Annotated in this window: 13 protein-coding genes, 1 tRNA gene and 1 pseudogene; 10 read left to right on the top strand and 5 right to left on the bottom strand. The window is 54.9% G+C overall.

Going from position 1 to position 15,458, the window contains the following annotated elements; all coding sequences use genetic code 11:
• The first annotated feature begins 14 nt into the window (after positions 1-14).
• Both ACZRJQ_RS15505 and ACZRJQ_RS15500 read left to right on the top strand, forming a co-directional pair.
• A complete protein-coding gene (locus ACZRJQ_RS15505; RefSeq protein WP_463979204.1) occupies positions 15-650 on the top strand; it encodes an NADH:ubiquinone oxidoreductase subunit N in 636 nt (211 codons plus the stop codon).
• A 139-nt stretch (positions 651-789) separates the two neighbouring features.
• The gene (locus ACZRJQ_RS15500) at positions 790-2,271 is read left to right on the top strand and encodes a YdgA family protein (RefSeq protein ID WP_463979203.1); all 1,482 of its coding nucleotides are present in this window, start codon (positions 790-792) and stop codon (positions 2,269-2,271) included.
• A 76-nt stretch (positions 2,272-2,347) separates the two neighbouring features.
• Here the strand turns inward: ACZRJQ_RS15500 and ACZRJQ_RS15495 are convergent, their stop codons facing one another.
• Together ACZRJQ_RS15495 and ACZRJQ_RS15490 are read right to left on the bottom strand one after the other, a co-directional pair.
• Positions 2,348-2,761: a VOC family protein gene (locus ACZRJQ_RS15495; protein WP_463979202.1), complete on the bottom strand. Its 414-nt coding sequence runs from the start codon at positions 2,759-2,761 to the stop codon at positions 2,348-2,350.
• A gap of 131 nt (positions 2,762-2,892) precedes the next feature.
• Positions 2,893-2,969: transfer RNA gene (locus tag ACZRJQ_RS15490), tRNA-Arg, on the bottom strand.
• Between the two features lie 348 nt (positions 2,970-3,317).
• On the opposite strand from ACZRJQ_RS15490, the gene gabD reads away from it, so the two are divergent.
• The 3 genes from gabD to ACZRJQ_RS15475 all read left to right on the top strand — a co-directional run bounded on the left by gabD (position 3,318) and on the right by ACZRJQ_RS15475 (position 7,581).
• The gene (gene gabD, locus ACZRJQ_RS15485; protein WP_463979201.1) at positions 3,318-4,760 is read left to right on the top strand and encodes an NADP-dependent succinate-semialdehyde dehydrogenase; all 1,443 of its coding nucleotides are present in this window, start codon (positions 3,318-3,320) and stop codon (positions 4,758-4,760) included.
• 176 nt (positions 4,761-4,936) lie between these two features.
• Positions 4,937-6,220 carry a 4-aminobutyrate--2-oxoglutarate transaminase gene (gabT, locus tag ACZRJQ_RS15480; protein WP_463979200.1) on the top strand — a complete coding sequence of 428 codons (1,284 nt, stop codon included), beginning with the start codon at positions 4,937-4,939 and terminating at the stop codon, positions 6,218-6,220.
• Positions 6,221-6,366: 146 nt separating this feature from the next.
• Positions 6,367-7,581, top strand: coding sequence for an HDOD domain-containing protein (locus ACZRJQ_RS15475; RefSeq protein WP_463979199.1), 1,215 nt, complete (start codon positions 6,367-6,369; stop codon positions 7,579-7,581).
• Between the two features lie 49 nt (positions 7,582-7,630).
• Here the strand turns inward: ACZRJQ_RS15475 and desA are convergent, their stop codons facing one another.
• A complete protein-coding gene (gene desA / locus ACZRJQ_RS15470) occupies positions 7,631-8,815 on the bottom strand; it encodes a delta-9 fatty acid desaturase DesA (RefSeq protein ID WP_463979198.1) in 1,185 nt (394 codons plus the stop codon).
• Between the two features lie 148 nt (positions 8,816-8,963).
• Here desA and dibA point away from each other — a divergent pair, with 148 nt between their 5' ends.
• On the top strand, positions 8,964-10,886 hold the full coding sequence (gene dibA, locus ACZRJQ_RS15465) for a phosphodiesterase DibA (RefSeq protein ID WP_463979197.1): 1,923 nt from the start codon (positions 8,964-8,966) through the stop codon (positions 10,884-10,886).
• An 8-nt stretch (positions 10,887-10,894) separates the two neighbouring features.
• Here the strand turns inward: dibA and ACZRJQ_RS15460 are convergent, their stop codons facing one another.
• Positions 10,895-11,179 (bottom strand): hypothetical protein, encoded by a 285-nt coding sequence (locus tag ACZRJQ_RS15460; protein ID WP_463979196.1) that lies wholly within the window; start codon positions 11,177-11,179, stop codon positions 10,895-10,897.
• Positions 11,180-11,302: 123 nt separating this feature from the next.
• Between ACZRJQ_RS15460 and ACZRJQ_RS15455 the strand changes: the two genes are divergently transcribed.
• Together ACZRJQ_RS15455 and ACZRJQ_RS15450 are read left to right on the top strand one after the other, a co-directional pair.
• A complete protein-coding gene (locus ACZRJQ_RS15455; RefSeq protein WP_463979195.1) occupies positions 11,303-11,962 on the top strand; it encodes a glutathione S-transferase family protein in 660 nt (219 codons plus the stop codon).
• Between the two features lie 186 nt (positions 11,963-12,148).
• Positions 12,149-12,814 carry a glutathione S-transferase family protein gene (locus ACZRJQ_RS15450; protein ID WP_463979194.1) on the top strand — a complete coding sequence of 222 codons (666 nt, stop codon included), beginning with the start codon at positions 12,149-12,151 and terminating at the stop codon, positions 12,812-12,814.
• A gap of 70 nt (positions 12,815-12,884) precedes the next feature.
• Here the strand turns inward: ACZRJQ_RS15450 and argH are convergent, their stop codons facing one another.
• Positions 12,885-14,279, bottom strand: a complete 1,395-nt coding sequence (argH, locus tag ACZRJQ_RS15445) for an argininosuccinate lyase (RefSeq protein WP_463979193.1) — start codon at positions 14,277-14,279, stop codon at positions 12,885-12,887.
• 274 nt (positions 14,280-14,553) lie between these two features.
• Between argH and ACZRJQ_RS15440 the strand changes: the two are divergent.
• Positions 14,554-14,667, top strand: a pseudogene (locus tag ACZRJQ_RS15440) (sensor histidine kinase); the annotation flags it as partial.
• The gene (locus tag ACZRJQ_RS15435) at positions 14,664-15,410 is read left to right on the top strand and encodes a LytR/AlgR family response regulator transcription factor (protein WP_463979192.1); all 747 of its coding nucleotides are present in this window, start codon (positions 14,664-14,666) and stop codon (positions 15,408-15,410) included. The pseudogene ACZRJQ_RS15440 and the gene ACZRJQ_RS15435, both read left to right, overlap by 4 nt.
• Positions 15,411-15,458: the final 48 nt, after the last annotated feature.

Below are 15,458 nucleotides of genomic sequence, written 5' to 3'. Positions count from 1 at the left end.
TGGGGATACTAATAATGAAAAACCCTTATGCTCCCGGTTTTTGGTGCGCGATTGCCGCCGTAGTGCTGCTGTCGGCGACGTATTTCTACGGCATCATGCTGGCGCATCAAATCGACAAGGCGCTGCTTTTTCTCGACAGTGTCAGCGCACTGATCGCCGTGTTGGCGATCGTCATGGTGGCGTGGGCTTGCGTGCAAACCCGACAAATCAAAAAGCGTCAGATCGAACAAGGTCAGACTCGCGTCTTGATTTGGGATACCAAAGTCGCGCTGCGTCGGGTCGAAACAGTCTTCGATCGCTACTTCTGGGGCAGCTATTGGCAACCCGGGCGTACCTTTCAAGAGTTCATGGGTGAACTCACCGGCACCCCGCTGGAAAAAAGCCTCGAAGCCCTCAAAATCCAATGCTTAAAACTCGACAAAGCCCTGCCTGCCGAAGAGCGTCAATGGCTCGACAACGCGCGTGAACTATCTGACGTGGCCGCCGCAATGGCGCGTGAGCGCTATCAGTTGGATTACTCGGACTGCGCCCTAAATTCTGTAGGAGAAGTTTGTATTGATCACGACCTTGAAGTCCTGGTGTACACCTGGAGCGCCAGCCTAAAGGGCTTCGATCATCAACTTGACCAAATGGATATGCGTTACGCCTAAGCCCCGCGCAAAGCCAAACGTCCTTGAAATACAGCCTCTGGCCAGTCGCCAGTGTTACCCTGCTGGCACTTTTCGGCCCATGACGGGCTCAGCAAAGACCTTCTTTTTTTCAACACAACGGACATTGAACGGGTCACTGATGAACAAACCATTAGGCGTATTGGCAGGGATTGTTGTTATTGCAGGTGTTTTGAACACGGCGGGCGCGTGGTACACCGGCACCAAAATTGATGGTGTGTTGCAGACTGCAATCCAGGAAGCCAATCAAGAAATGGCCGCTCAACTCAAGGGCACCAGCGTTAAAGGTAACGTCGAGCTGGTTTCCCTTGATCGCCACCTTTACAACAGCACCGCGCATTTTCGCGTGACGCTCGAAGATCAAACATCGGGTTCTGACGCCCAGCCGATGGAGCTGCTGTTTATTGACGATATCGAACATGGCCCATTGCCGTGGTCGCGTATCAAGACCTTTAAGTGGATGCCTGTAATGGCAACCCTCAACTACTCGTTGGAGAAAACGCCATTTACTGAAAAGTGGTTCGCTGCGGCCAAAGATCAGTCACCCCTCAAAGGTCAAACCACCTTGGGTTACGACCGCTCGATTGATGGCCACATTGAGTTGTTGCCAGTGGAAACGAATCTGGATGAGGAATCCACCTTCAGCTTCTCGGGTATGACCATGTCAGTCCAAGCCGATGCTCAGGGGCAAAATCTCAAAGCAAAAGGCTACATGGATCAGCTCAAGCTGCGCGCAGCTTCGCTCAATAAACCGCCGATGTTGGTTGAACTCAACGGTTTTACCTTGGCCAGCGACCTGAAAAAAAGCACCTATGGCTTCTATCTTGGCCAGAGCGTGCTGGCGTTGACCGGTGCTCAAGTGACCTTTGGCGATCACCAGTCCGTGCTCAATGTTAAAAACTTTGAATACATCGGCTCGGGTTCTGCAAACGGCAACTTGTTATCGGGGCGCTTGGTTTACAACGTGGGCGATGTGACGCTGGACAGCAAGCCTGTGGGCAGTGCGCAACTGGTGTTGACCGCCAGCAGCCTGGACATTCCGGCCATGCAGTCGCTGTTACAGACTTACCAAACCAAGTTCCAGCCACAAGCTGATGGCACCTTACCTGCTGCCGAATTGACCCCGGCCGAAGAGCAGTTGATGCAAGCCGATGTCGAAAAACTGCTGGCCGCCAAGCCGCAACTGGCCGTAGAAAAACTCACGTTGAAAACGCCCAATGGCGAAAGTCAGTTCAGCTTGGCGATGAGCCTGGCTAAACCTGCGTCGTTTGAACAGGCGCCGATTGAAATCGCCAAGCAAACATTCACGGCATTGGATACCAAACTGCTGCTGTCCAAGCCGATGATTGCTGACTTGTCGGGTGTTCAAGCGCAACTGGCAGGGCAAACTGATCCGCAGGTCATCGCTCAGGTTGCAAGCGTGAACAGCGAAATGGCGGGCATCATGGCGGTGCAAACCGGGCTGGCAAAAGTTGAAGGTAGCAACATCGTCGCCTCACTCAACTACGCAGCAGGCCAAGTCGATTTCAACGGCCAGAAAATGAGCCTTGAAGACTTCATCAATCAGATGATGACCCGCTTTGGCGGCATGGCAAGCCAGTAACATCCCCGTAGTCGCTGCCGCAGGCCTTCTCGTACAGCCTGCGTGCTGTGTATAGGCTCGTAGCCTGCGGCAGCGACTACAGGTATTGAACTAATGTCTGCGCAAACACGAAGCACAACTTATTGCCCTCTGGGTCTCGGCAATAGGCTGCGTAATAATCATCGCCGTATTGCGGCCGTTTACCCGGCGCACCCTCGTCGGTAGCGCCCAAGCGCAAGGCCGTCTCCCAAGCGGCGTGAACCTGCTCAATCGAATGTGCGCCAAAACTCACCTGCACGCCATTGCCCCACGTCGCGGGTAGCCCGTTAATCGGCAACTGAATATAAAACTGGGGCCAGTAATGGCCCGGTCGCTGCCAGCCAGGGTCTGCGGCATTACTTTCTTCATCGCCGTGATCAATTCGTACCAAACCCAATGTGGCCAAAACCGCATCGTAAAAAGCAGTCATTGCCACTACATCACGCGCACCAATTTGAATGTGGCTGAACATAGGTCATCTCCCGAAGCTGGAAAATCACTTTAGTCATTTTTGCAGGCGTGAAAAAGCCACGAGCAAGCGCACGTTGAGAAATAGGCGAAGAGGTTTTTTGAGCGCTGTTCCCTTGAACAAGGGAAAGAAGATGGTGCACCAGGCGGGATTCGAACCCACGACCCCTGCCTTCGGAGGGCAGTACTCTATCCAGCTGAGCTACTGGTGCAACGCGGGCGCCATGATACTCATCTGCGTGTCGCCCGTCCATGCTGCTGATTCGTCAGGTGTTTCTTGCGCCTTTATGGGCTATTAATGTGGGCCGGGTAAGAAAGTGGTGGGACATGACCGTTTGTTCTTTTTTTCGAACAGGCTATTGTCCTTTACCCCTATTGATCCTAGGATTCGTTTGAGATTTCAAACGCTCTTGTCTGAGTGCTGAACCGCACGGCTTACTCTTTGTGCGTCATTTAGATACTTTGGCAGTGAATGACTTCCTGACGGCAGCCTTCTTTGGCGCCTTTCATCTATAAATAATTCGCCCCGCGCCTGCGCGGTGCTGTTAAGGAAAGCCAACATGCAGCTCAAAGACGCACAGTTGTTCCGCCAACAAGCCTATATCGATGGTGCTTGGGTTGATGCGGACGGTGGTCAGACGATCAAGGTCAATAACCCGGCAACCGGTGAAGTCATCGGCACCGTGCCCAAAATGGGCGCCGTGGAAACCCGCCGTGCCATTGAGGCCGCTGACAATGCGTTGCCTGCCTGGCGTGCCCTGACCGCCAAAGAACGTGCAACCAAGCTGCGTCGTTGGTTTGAGCTGTTGATTGAACACCAAGATGACTTGGGTCGCCTGATGACGATGGAGCAAGGTAAGCCATTGGCCGAAGCCAAGGGCGAAATCGTTTACGCCGCCTCTTTCATCGAGTGGTTCGCAGAAGAAGCCAAACGCATTTATGGCGATGTGATTCCAGGCCACCAGCCGGACAAACGCCTGATCGTTATCAAGCAGCCAATTGGCGTGACTGCGGCAATTACCCCGTGGAACTTCCCGGCCGCGATGATCACCCGTAAAGCAGGCCCCGCGTTGGCTGCGGGCTGCACAATGGTCATCAAACCTGCTTCGCAAACTCCGTTTTCTGCCTTGGCGCTGGTTGAGCTGGCGCACCGTGCTGGCATCCCGAAAGGCGTGCTGAGCGTTGTCACGGGTAGCGCAGGTGACATCGGCGGCGAGCTGACCAGCAACCCGATCGTGCGTAAATTGTCCTTCACCGGCTCGACCGAAATCGGTCGCCAGTTGATGGCCGAGTGCGCCAAAGACATCAAAAAAGTGTCGCTGGAACTGGGCGGCAACGCGCCGTTCATTGTGTTCGATGACGCGGATCTGGATAAAGCCGTTGAAGGCGCGATCATTTCCAAATACCGCAACAACGGCCAGACCTGCGTCTGCGCCAACCGTTTGTACATTCAAGACTCGGTGTACGACGCATTCGCTGAAAAACTGAAAACAGCCGTGGCCAAGCTCAAAATCGGCAATGGCCTGGAAGAAGGCACTACCACTGGCCCGCTGATCGATGACAAGGCTGTGGCCAAAGTCAAAGAGCACATTGCTGACGCATTGAGCAAAGGCGCGACGTTACTGGCTGGCGGCAACAGTCTGGAAGGCAGCTTCTTCGAGCCGACCATTCTGACGAACGTGCCGAAAAACGCAGCGGTGGCCAAAGAAGAAACTTTTGGCCCGCTGGCGCCACTGTTTCGCTTTAAAGACGAAGCCGAAGTGATTGCGATGGCCAACGACACTGAGTTTGGTCTGGCGTCGTATTTCTATGCCCGTGACCTGAGCCGTGTATTCCGTGTGGCTGAGGCTTTGGAGTACGGCATGGTCGGCGTGAACACCGGTCTTATTTCCAACGAAGTCGCGCCGTTTGGCGGCATCAAGGCATCGGGCCTGGGCCGTGAAGGTTCCAAGTACGGCATCGAAGACTATCTGGAAATCAAATATCTCTGCCTGGGCATCTAACCCGGCGGGTGGTTCAGCGGATGGGGCACGAGAGCGATGCTTGATCCGCGTTTCAAACTGTTAATTCCTGTGGCCGGGAGCGCCATGCCAGTCGATCATCGCATGCTGGCATTGTTGTCTCCCTGGCGCGTCAGCCTTGAACCACGCTGTTTGATGAACGGCGAATGAGGACACCCATGAGCAACAAGACCAACGCATCCCTGATGAAACGCCGTGAAGCCGCTGTCCCGCGCGGTGTTGGCCAGATCCACCCGATCTTCGCCGAATCGGCAAAGAACGCTACCGTAACCGACGTTGAAGGTCGTGAGTTTATCGACTTCGCGGGCGGCATTGCGGTACTGAACACCGGTCACCTGCACCCAAAAATCATTGCTGCCGTGCAAGACCAACTGACCAAACTGACTCACACCTGCTTCCAGGTACTGGCTTACGAGCCGTACGTTGAGCTGTGCGAAAAGATTAACGCCAAAGTGCCGGGCAACTTCGACAAGAAAACCCTGCTGGTCACCACGGGTTCTGAAGCGGTCGAAAACGCGGTCAAAATTGCTCGTGCCGCCACTGGCCGTGCTGGTGTAATTGCGTTCACCGGTGCCTACCACGGTCGCACCATGATGACCTTGGGTCTGACTGGTAAAGTCGTGCCTTACTCCGCGGGCATGGGCCTGATGCCAGGCGGTATCTTCCGCGCACTGTACCCATGCGAGCTGCATGGCATCAGCGTTGACGATTCCATCGCCAGCATTGAGCGCATCTTTAAGAACGACGCTGAGCCTAAAGACATTGCCGCCATCATCATCGAGCCTGTTCAGGGCGAAGGTGGTTTCTACGTGGCGCCAAAAGCGTTCATGGCCCGCCTGCGCGAGCTGTGCGACAAGCACGGCATCCTGTTGATCGCTGACGAAGTTCAAACCGGCGCTGGCCGTACTGGCACGTTCTTCGCGATGGAACAGATGGGCGTCACTGCCGACTTGACCACGTTCGCTAAGTCCATCGCGGGCGGCTTCCCGCTGGCCGGGGTATGCGGCAAGACCGAGTACATGGACGCTATCGCCCCTGGCGGTCTCGGCGGTACTTACGCGGGCAGCCCGATTGCTTGCGCTGCTGCATTGGCCGTACTGGAAGTGTTTGAAGAAGAACACCTGCTGGATCGCTGCAAAGCCGTTGGCGAGCGTTTGGTGACTGGCCTGAAAGCCATTCAGGCCAAGCACCCGGTCATTGGGGATGTGCGCGCACTGGGCGCGATGATCGCGGTCGAGTTGTTTGAAGGCGGCGACGCTCACAAACCAAACGCAGCTGCTGTTGCTCAAGTGGTCGCTAAAGCACGTGAGAAAGGTCTGATCCTGCTGTCATGTGGCCCATACGGCAACGTGCTGCGGGTTCTAGTACCGCTGACCTCACCAGACGAGCAACTGGACAAAGGCTTGGCCATCATCGAAGAGTGCTTCGCTGAGCTGGCTTGAGCCCTAATGTTTGAGTTGTGATGAGATACGCAAAAAAAACCGCTTCGGCGGTTTTTTTTGGTCTGGACGGTACATTTAAGGCATTTGGCCTGTATCCGACGCGAGGCATTGACTAAGGTGCAAGCATTACTGTCGGAGCTTACCGAATGTCTGTTGTTGAACTGCCTGCTACACCGCGCGTGCTGATTGCTGAAGCAGACCCTTGGTCACGAGATCTGCTTCAGCAAGTGGTCTTGAGTGTGCGTTGTGACGCACAACTGGATGTGTGCGCAGAAGGCCGGCAGGCGCTGACGCAGATCGGCGAAAACGCCTACGACTTGATCATCGCTGACTGGGACTTGCCCAGTGTCGGTGGCCTGGATTTGTTGCGTCATGTGCGCCAGCGTCGGCGTAACCCCGTGTTGCCGTTTATCTTGCTGAGCAACCGCAATGACAGCACCAGCGTGCGCGAAGCGCTGCCGCTGGCCCCCACTGCTTATCTGACCAAACCGCTGGACATGCCCGGTCTGACACAGCGCCTTCAAGGGTTGTTGCTGAGCGCGGGGCAAGAAGTGTCGTGTGACATCCCGGCGCTAACCCCCGGCATGACCCTCAAACGGTTTTTAGAGCATCGACGAGCGTCCTCAGATGGCGCACCGTTACTCGCTGATGTGCAATTGGCGATTAAACGCAGCCTCAATCCCGCGGGGTTGGATCTCAAACAGCTTGAGCAAGAAATGCGCGCCGACCCGCAAATCACAGCCGTGCTGATTGCCGCCGCCAACAGTGCAGCACAACACCGTGGCAGTCAGGCCCAAACGCTGGCGCAAGCGTTGCAGCGTTTAGGGGCAGGGCAAAGCATGAACTTGGTGCTTGGGCTGACGCTCAAGCGCAGCGCGCAGTTGAGCGACCCTTGCTTGGCCGACTATGCCGAGCAGTATTGGAAGCTATCACTGCATACAGCCGAATACGGGCGCACCTTGGCGCGCATGCTGACGCTCGATCAAGAACGCTGCTATTGCGCAGGGCTGTTGCATCGTCTGGGCGACTTGGCGTTGTTGCGTTGTTTGCAGGAGTGGCTACAAGCGGGCGGTGAGCTGGACACCCAGGCCATTGAGGAGTCGCTGGCCGAGTTCGGCGCGGCTTATGGCTCAGCGTTGCGCACGCGCTGGCGCTTACCGTTGGAGTTGCGAGAATTGATCGCGGCGATCTATCACTTGGGCGGCGGGGTGTATTCGCGTGAGGCGCTACTGATGAACCTCGCAGGGCAGGTAGCCACCTTGAAGCCGGAAGAAGGTGTCCAAGCGCTGGCCAACAGTAAAACGGCGCGATTGTTGAAAGTGGGAATGCCAGAGCTGGCGCGGCTGATCAAAAAGCCGTAGGTAAACTGGGTGTGGGGGCTAGCTTGCCCCCACAGGTTATTTCGTCGGTTTATACCGCTGCAGGGCGCAGCGAGTAGGTCTTCAGCTGTTTGGCAAACTCACGCAGGGAGTGAATCCCGCTGGCTTCTGCCTCGTGTACCCATTCTTTGATCGCTGCCAGCATGTCGTGACCGTTAGAGCTGGTCTTGACCCAGATTTGTTGCAGTGCCAAACGCTTCTCGTAGATCACTTTCAGCGACTGGCTATGCTCCAGCAGGGTTTCGATACGCTGATGATGGCGGTCTTCCAGCAAGCTGGTTTCCCGCGACAGCAGCCGTTTTGCGCGGCGGAACTGATGACGTACCGAATGATCGACCTTGGCCAGCTCTTGCTGCACCAGTGGCGCGATCACCAATTTTCGGTACTGAGCCATGATCTGGAAGCGGTTGTTGAGGATCGCCATTGCGGTGTCCATGTCCAGGCTGCCTTTGCCTTCAACCCGGTGGGCGATTGGCGCAACACGCTGAACCTTGGCCAGACGCAAAAAGCTGAACACTTTGATCCATGCCCAGCCCAAATCGAACTCCCACTTCTTGACCGACATCTTGGCCGAGTTCGGGTAGGTGTGATGGTTGTTGTGCAGCTCTTCGCCGCCAATGATGATGCCCCACGGGACCAAATTGGTCGCCGCATCGCGGCACTCAAAGTTGCGATAACCCACCGCATGGCCTAAACCATTGACCACACCTGCCGCCCATACCGGGATCCACATCATCTGGATGGCCCAAATGGTCAGGCCAATGGCGCCGAACAGCAGCAGGTCGATTGCCAGCATCAAACCTACGCCCAAGAGTTTGTAGCGCGAGTAAAGATTGCGCTCAATCCAGTCTTCGGGGCAGTTTTTGCCGTAGATACGCAGCGTTTCGGTGTTTTGTGCTTCTTCGCGATAAAGCTCTGCACCTTTGCGCAATACGGTCGATAACCCTTTTATAACCGGGCTGTGTGGGTCGTCGACGGTTTCGCATTTGGCGTGGTGTTTGCGGTGGATGGCTGTCCACTCACGGGTGTTCTGTGCCGTGGTTAACCATAGCCAGAAGCGGAAGAAGTGTTTCAGGCCAGCGTTGAGTTCCAGCGAACGGTGGGCTGAGTAGCGGTGAAGATAAACCGTGACACCGATAATGGTCACGTGGGTCATCAACAGGGTGACTGCAACCAGTTGCCAGGCTGACAAGTCGAGAAAACCGTTGTACCACATAGGCTGTTTGGCCCTCGGGAAGATAAAAAAACTGCAACACGCATTATCACTATGTGGGCCGATAAAACCAGTCGGCCTTTCTGATAAGAGTGGCTGAATGTTTCTTACTCTATAATTCCCTTTTTTTTGTAGGCGTTTTGACTGTCTTATGTCGGTTTCTTATCGTGATGCATTGCGAGCAGCCTTGTTATACGGGCTGTTGTCGATTCTTTGGCTGCAAACAACTGATCATTTATTGAACAGTTATTTCGATGATTCAGCTCAGCAGGCGCAGTGGGCGCATATAAATAGTTACGTTTGGGTGATTTTCAGTGCGGTACTGATATTTCTTGCGCGTGCTCGTTTGTTTAGCTTTTTGGGAATGGGCGCCCGTTTGAAGCGTCAGCGCCAGGACCAAGAGCGCTTGCGACAGGCCGCTGTTGTTTTTGACTGTACTCGCGAAGGGGTGCTGGTCAGTGATCGAAATGGTCTGATCGTGCATGTAAACCGCGCCTTGGTGGAAATCACCGGTTATTCGCCCCAAGAGGTCCTGGGCCAAAGCCCCAGCCTGTTTAAGTCCGGCCGGCATGGGCCTGAGTTTTATCAGAGCGTGTTTGAGTCGCTCAAAAATACCGGCCAATGGCATGGGGAGATCTGGAATCGTCGCAAAAGTGGGGAGGTTTACCCGCAATGGCAGACGATTCGCTCTATTTGCGATGCAAAAGGGCAGGTCAGCCATTACGTTGCCGTGTTTTCTGATATCTCCGCGATCAAAAACTCACAAACCGAGCTGATGCGTCTCGCTCATCATGACCCACTGACCGACTTGCCCAATCGCTTGCTATTTACCGATCGCGCCGAACAAGCACTGGCCTCCGCGCAACGTCACAAGTCAGGTTGTGCGTTGCTGATGATCGACTTGGACCATTTCAAAATCATCAATGACAGCCTCGGCCATAACGTCGGTGACTTACTGCTCAAAGAAGTCGGCGAGCGCTTGCTCAGTGTCTTTGGCAAAGGGTTCACGGTGGCCCGGCTGGGTGGCGATGAATTTGCCGTATTGATCGAAAATTGCTCGCAAGTGGCTCAAGCAGCGGCTTTGGCGCAGCAGGTTTTAGAGGTCATGAAGGGCGCATTTCTGGTCGATAAACATCAGTTATTTATCAGCGCCAGCGTGGGCATTAGCTTGTTTCCTAACGACGCGTTGAATGCAGAGCAATTGCTGCGCAACGCAGACTCGGCTTTGTTTAAGGCCAAAAGTGCCGGGCGCGAAGGCTACGCGTTGTACACCGAGGAACTGACCGCTCATGCCCAGTACCGGATCGAAGTGGCCAGTGATTTGCGTCGCGCGTTGGAGCAGCACGAGCTGCGGGTGTTTTACCAGCCTGTTCATGACCTGAGCACCAGCCGCTTGATCGGCGTAGAAGCCTTGGTACGTTGGCAGCACCCGCAGCGTGGCTTGGTGTCTCCTGGCGAGTTCATTCCGATTGCTGAGCGCACTGGGCTGATTGCAGAAATTGATGCTTGGGTGTTGGAGCAGTCGTGCTGGCAAATGTGTCAGTGGCAAGCGGCTGGCATTGAGCTGTCGTTCGTGGCCGTGAACATATCCAGCCGACTGTTTGCGCGCCCCGAGCTGTACCAGTTGGTATCAACAGTTTTGGCGGACACAGGCCTTAATCCAGCCTTGCTGGAGCTTGAGGTGACCGAGAGTGCGGTAATGGACAACTCAGAAGTGGCGCTCGAACAAATGCACCATTTGCGGGAGCTGGGCCTGCGACTGGCAATCGACGACTTCGGCACCGGGTTTTCATCGCTGTTGCGACTTAAACGCATGCCCGTGCAAAAGCTCAAGATCGATCAGGGCTTTGTAGCGGGGCTGCCGAGTGACGACGACGATGTGGCGATTGTTCGCGCAGTCATCGCCCTGGCTCAAAGCATGGGTATGCAAGTGCATGCCGAAGGGATTGAGCACATTGAGCAGGCGCAGTTTTTGCTCAACTACAACTGTGATCTGGGGCAGGGTTACTGGTTTGGTCGCCCGATGCCAGCCAGTGAACTGGACTGGCAGCGAGCGCCCGCCATTAGCCCTTGAACCGAGCCTCAGTTCTTCTCGGGTGGTAACTCCGGGAGCGCGCGCAAAGCCGCTTCGTACCACTCGCTGTTAAAGGCGCGGTCCTCTTCGAGGAGCGCGTCAATCTCTACGGCCAGTACGTGGGCCATCATGTTCAAAATATCGTCGCGCTCGTAGCCCACCAACGTCAGCTTATTGAATGTGGCTTTGGCGGCAGGCGGGTTATCGCTTTCAATTTGGTTTTCGATTGCCTGGATCAGGGTGGATTCGGCGAACTCTTCTTCGTCGTTATCGATATCGGTTGGCTCGCTCATTGGCAGGCTCCTTAAGTAAAGGCCAGCAGTTTAACTGCATTCAGCACACTGATGCTGCTAGCCAGCCTAGCGGCGAAGCACTATAACTGCGGCTGCCAACCCACACAGCCTGGAGGCTTTGTAATGCTTAAACTTTATGGATTTGCGGTCAGTAACTACTACAACATGGTCAAACTGGCCCTGCTGGAAAAGGGCGTACTTTTCGAAGAAGTACCGTTTTTTGCCGAGCAAACCCCCGAGGCATTAGCGATCAGCCCCCGTGGGAAAGTGCCGGTTCTAGGCGTCGAACAGGGCTTTATCAACGAAACCAGCGTCATTCTTGAATACATTGAGCAGACTCAACCAGGCCCGAAATTGCTGCCGGTTGACCCGTTTGAACGGGCCCAAGTGTTGGCATTGGCTAAAGAAATTGAGCTGTACATCGAGCTGCCAGCGCGTACTTGTTACCCTGAAGCGTTTTTCGGTATGCAGGTGCCGGACGCGATCAAAGAAAAAGCCAAAACTGAGTTGCTACAAGGTGTTGCTTCTCTCGCTCACCACGGAAAATTCGCCCCTTACGTGGCCGGCGAATCGCTGAGCGTTGCAGATATTTACTTCTTGTACAGCGTAGGACTTGCCTGTGCTGTGGGGCAAAAAGTCTTTGATCTAGACTTGCTGGCGGAGTTACCAGCCGCTAAAGCTCTTTTAGAGCGTTTAGAGAAAAATCCGCATGTGCAGCGCATTGCTGCGGACCGCGAGGCTGCAATGCCGAAATTTTTAGCGTGGATCAACAGCAAAAAGTAAGCGTTTATTGTGAGAACGTCGGCCAATGTGCTGGCGTTCTTTTGAGTGTGCTTGTAGGAATTGTCTCTGTGTTTTGGTAATAAATTCACTCATTTGGATGTATTTTGTAATAAGTCGTTTAGTGTGAATTTCGCTCCAGTCTTTAGCCTCAATAGTGCTAATGCTCTAACTATTCGAGGACTACCTATGACGCTGAAACTGTATGGATTTGCAGCCAGCAACTACTTCAACATGGTTCAACTGGCGCTGCTAGAAAAGGGCCTGGCTTTTGAAACCGTGCCTTTTCATGGTTGTCAGAACCCCGCCATTCTTGCGGTCAGCCCGCGAGGCAAAGTCCCGGCACTAGAGACAGAACAAGGGTTTCTCACAGAAACCGACGCCATTCTTGATTACCTTGAAGAAACCCAAACTGGCCCAGCGCTATTGCCCAGCGACCCTTTCGAGCGTGCGCAAGTGCGTGCTATGGCCAAAGAGATTGAGCTGTACATCGAGCTGCCCGCTCGGCTGTGTTACGCCGAAGTTTTTTTTGGCGGCCGCCCAACACCTGAAGGGCTCAAGCGCAAGGCTGAGCGAGACATGATCAAGGGGTTTGCAGCGTTGGCGCGGCGAGCAAAGTTTGCGCCATATGTGATGGGCGAGCAGCTCACGATTGCGGATGTATATTTTCTGTACAGCGTGGATTTGGCAGCGCAGGTGGCTAAAAAGTTGTTCGATCTGGATCTGCTGGGCGACCTGCCTCAAGCCCTGGCGTTGCTGGAGCTATTGGCCAAGAGGCCCAACGTGCAAAGGGTTGCAGCAGAACGAGCCGCTGACATTCCGCTATTTTTGGAGCGAATCAAAATCGCAGGATAAAAAACGGGCGCTTGAAGCGCCCGTTTTTTGTGGCCACTGTCGCAGTCAGCTGCGGTGGCTAAGCGTGTTGTTAGCGATTAGCCAACAAGGCTTGACCGCGCGCAACAGCCGCTTTTACCTGCGCAGGTGCAGTGCCGCCGATATGGTTACGGGCATTGACCGAGCCTTCCAGTGTCAGCACGGCAAATACGTCTTCGTCGATTTTATCGCTGAACTGGCGCAGTTCTTCCAGGCTCATTTCTGCCAGGTCTTTGCCGGTTTCTACGCCGTACTTCACAGCATGCCCTACGATTTCGTGGCAATCACGGAACGGCAGGCCACGGCGTACCAGATAGTCCGCCAGATCCGTCGCCGTCGAGAACCCGCGCAATGCTGCTTCACGCATGATTGCGTGCTTAGGCTTGATCGCCGGGATCATGTCAGCAAAGGCCCGCAACGAGTCGCGCAAGGTGTCGGCAGCGTCGAACAGCGGCTCTTTGTCTTCCTGGTTGTCTTTGTTGTAGGCCAATGGCTGGCCTTTCATCAGGGTCAGCAGGCCCATCAATGCACCGAATACACGGCCACTTTTGCCACGAACCAGTTCTGGCACATCAGGGTTTTTCTTTTGCGGCATGATCGAGCTGCCGGTGCAGAAGCGGTCTGGCAGATCAATGAACTGGAACTGAGCGCTGGTCCACAGCACCAGCTCTTCGGAAAACCGCGACAAGTGCATCATCGCAATGCTGGCCGCAGCGCAGAACTCGATGGCGAAGTCGCGATCCGACACGTTATCCAGCGAGTTACCGCCAACAGCGTCAAAGCTCAACAACTGAGCGGTCAGCTCGCGGTCGATCGGGTAGGTTGTGCCGGCCAGTGCAGCACTGCCCAACGGCATGCGGTTAGTGCGTTTGCGGCAGTCAACGAGACGTTCATAGTCGCGGCTGAGCATTTCGAACCAGGCCAGCATATGGTGCCCGAAGGTGACCGGCTGAGCTGTTTGCAGGTGCGTGAAGCCCGGCATGATGGTGTCGGCTTCACGCTCGGCTTGTTCCAGCAGGCCTTTTTGCAGGCGGGTGATTTCAGACAGGATGATGTCGATTTCATCACGCAGCCACAGGCGAATATCAGTGGCTACCTGGTCGTTACGGCTACGGCCAGTGTGCAGCTTTTTGCCAGTTACGCCGATGCGATCAGTCAGGCGCGCCTCGATGTTCATGTGCACGTCTTCCAGATCGATGCGCCAGTCAAAGGTGCCGGCTTCGATTTCACTCTGGATGGTTTTCAGACCGTCAATGATGCTGTCGCGCTCGGCATCGGTCAGCACGCCGACCTTGGCCAGCATGGTGGCGTGGGCGACGGAGCCCATGATGTCGTGACGATAAAGGCGCTGGTCGAAAGTGACGGAGGCGGTGAAACGCGCAACGAAGGCGTCGACGGGTTCACTGAAGCGGCCGCCCCAGGACTGATTGGTCTTGTCGGTGCTCATGGATTCGCTCGTAATCGGCTGAGGGGGAGTAGATAAAAAGTTACTGCGGATCATAACAGGGTTGCCAATCATGGCGTTGACGCAGGTCGGCAGGTTTTGCGCGAAGTGATGTATAAACAAAATACCGAAACGAAATGTATCGAATGAATACTTTCGTCTTGGCAACCGTCTACAGTTGCTCGTATGGATCAGTCATAGCAAGTTTTTGTACTGCGCTAGACTTATCCAATATTGAATCGAGCAACAGACACAGGTGAATTTTGCTGTGCCGTTTGCGGCACTTTTTGGCCTTCGCGCTAGTCTTAGCGTGGATCGCCGTGACAGTCGTCACATCACCTGTCTACGCTATCCTTGTGCGAGACTCACGCAGGAATACAGCGCTATATGAATGTCCTGATCGTTGATGACGAAACCTTGGCCCGCGAGCACCTGAGCCGTTTGCTCGGTACGCTTGCTGGCTACAAACCGCTGGAGCCGAGCGCCTCTCATGGCGAAGAGGCATTGAGCCTGATCGATAGCCTGAAACCAGATGTCGTTTTACTCGATATCCACATGCCAGGCTTGGACGGGTTACAGGTTGCAGCCAAACTCTGTGAGCGCGAACTGCCGCCATCGGTGGTGTTTTGTGTGGCGCCTGACGAATTCGCTGAGCAGGCCCTGCAAGACAGTGGCGTCAGCTATGTGTTCAAGCCTGTGAGTGCCGAGGCCTTGGGCACTGCCCTGAGAAACGCTCACCGGCCTAATCGCACGCAACTGGCTGCGCTCACGCGGCCTGCTGCGCAAACCGGCAGTGGCCCACGCAGCCATATCAGCGCCCGAACCCGCAAAGGCATTGAGCTGATCCCAATCGACCAAGTGATTTACTTCATTGCTGACCATAAATACGTGACCTTGCGTCACGAAGGCGGCGAAGTGTTGCTCGATGAACCACTGAAAGCCCTCGAAGACGAGTTCGGCGAACGTTTTGTACGTATTCACCGCAACGCGCTGGTGGCTCGTGATCGCATTGAGCGCCTGCAACGCACGCCACTTGGGCATTTTCAGCTGTTTCTTAAGGGGCTCAATGGCGATGCGCTAATTGTCAGCCGCCGTCATGTCGCGGGTGTACGCAAGATGATGCAGCAGCTTTAATGCGCGCCAAAAGGGCGCGTGTGGAGGGTTTTAGGCCAGGGAGGCCGC

It is taken from the genome of Pseudomonas sp. E315, from assembly GCF_055406205.1.
Note: the sequence above shows the minus strand (reverse complement) of the source record. Positions and strands in the feature narration are given on the sequence as shown.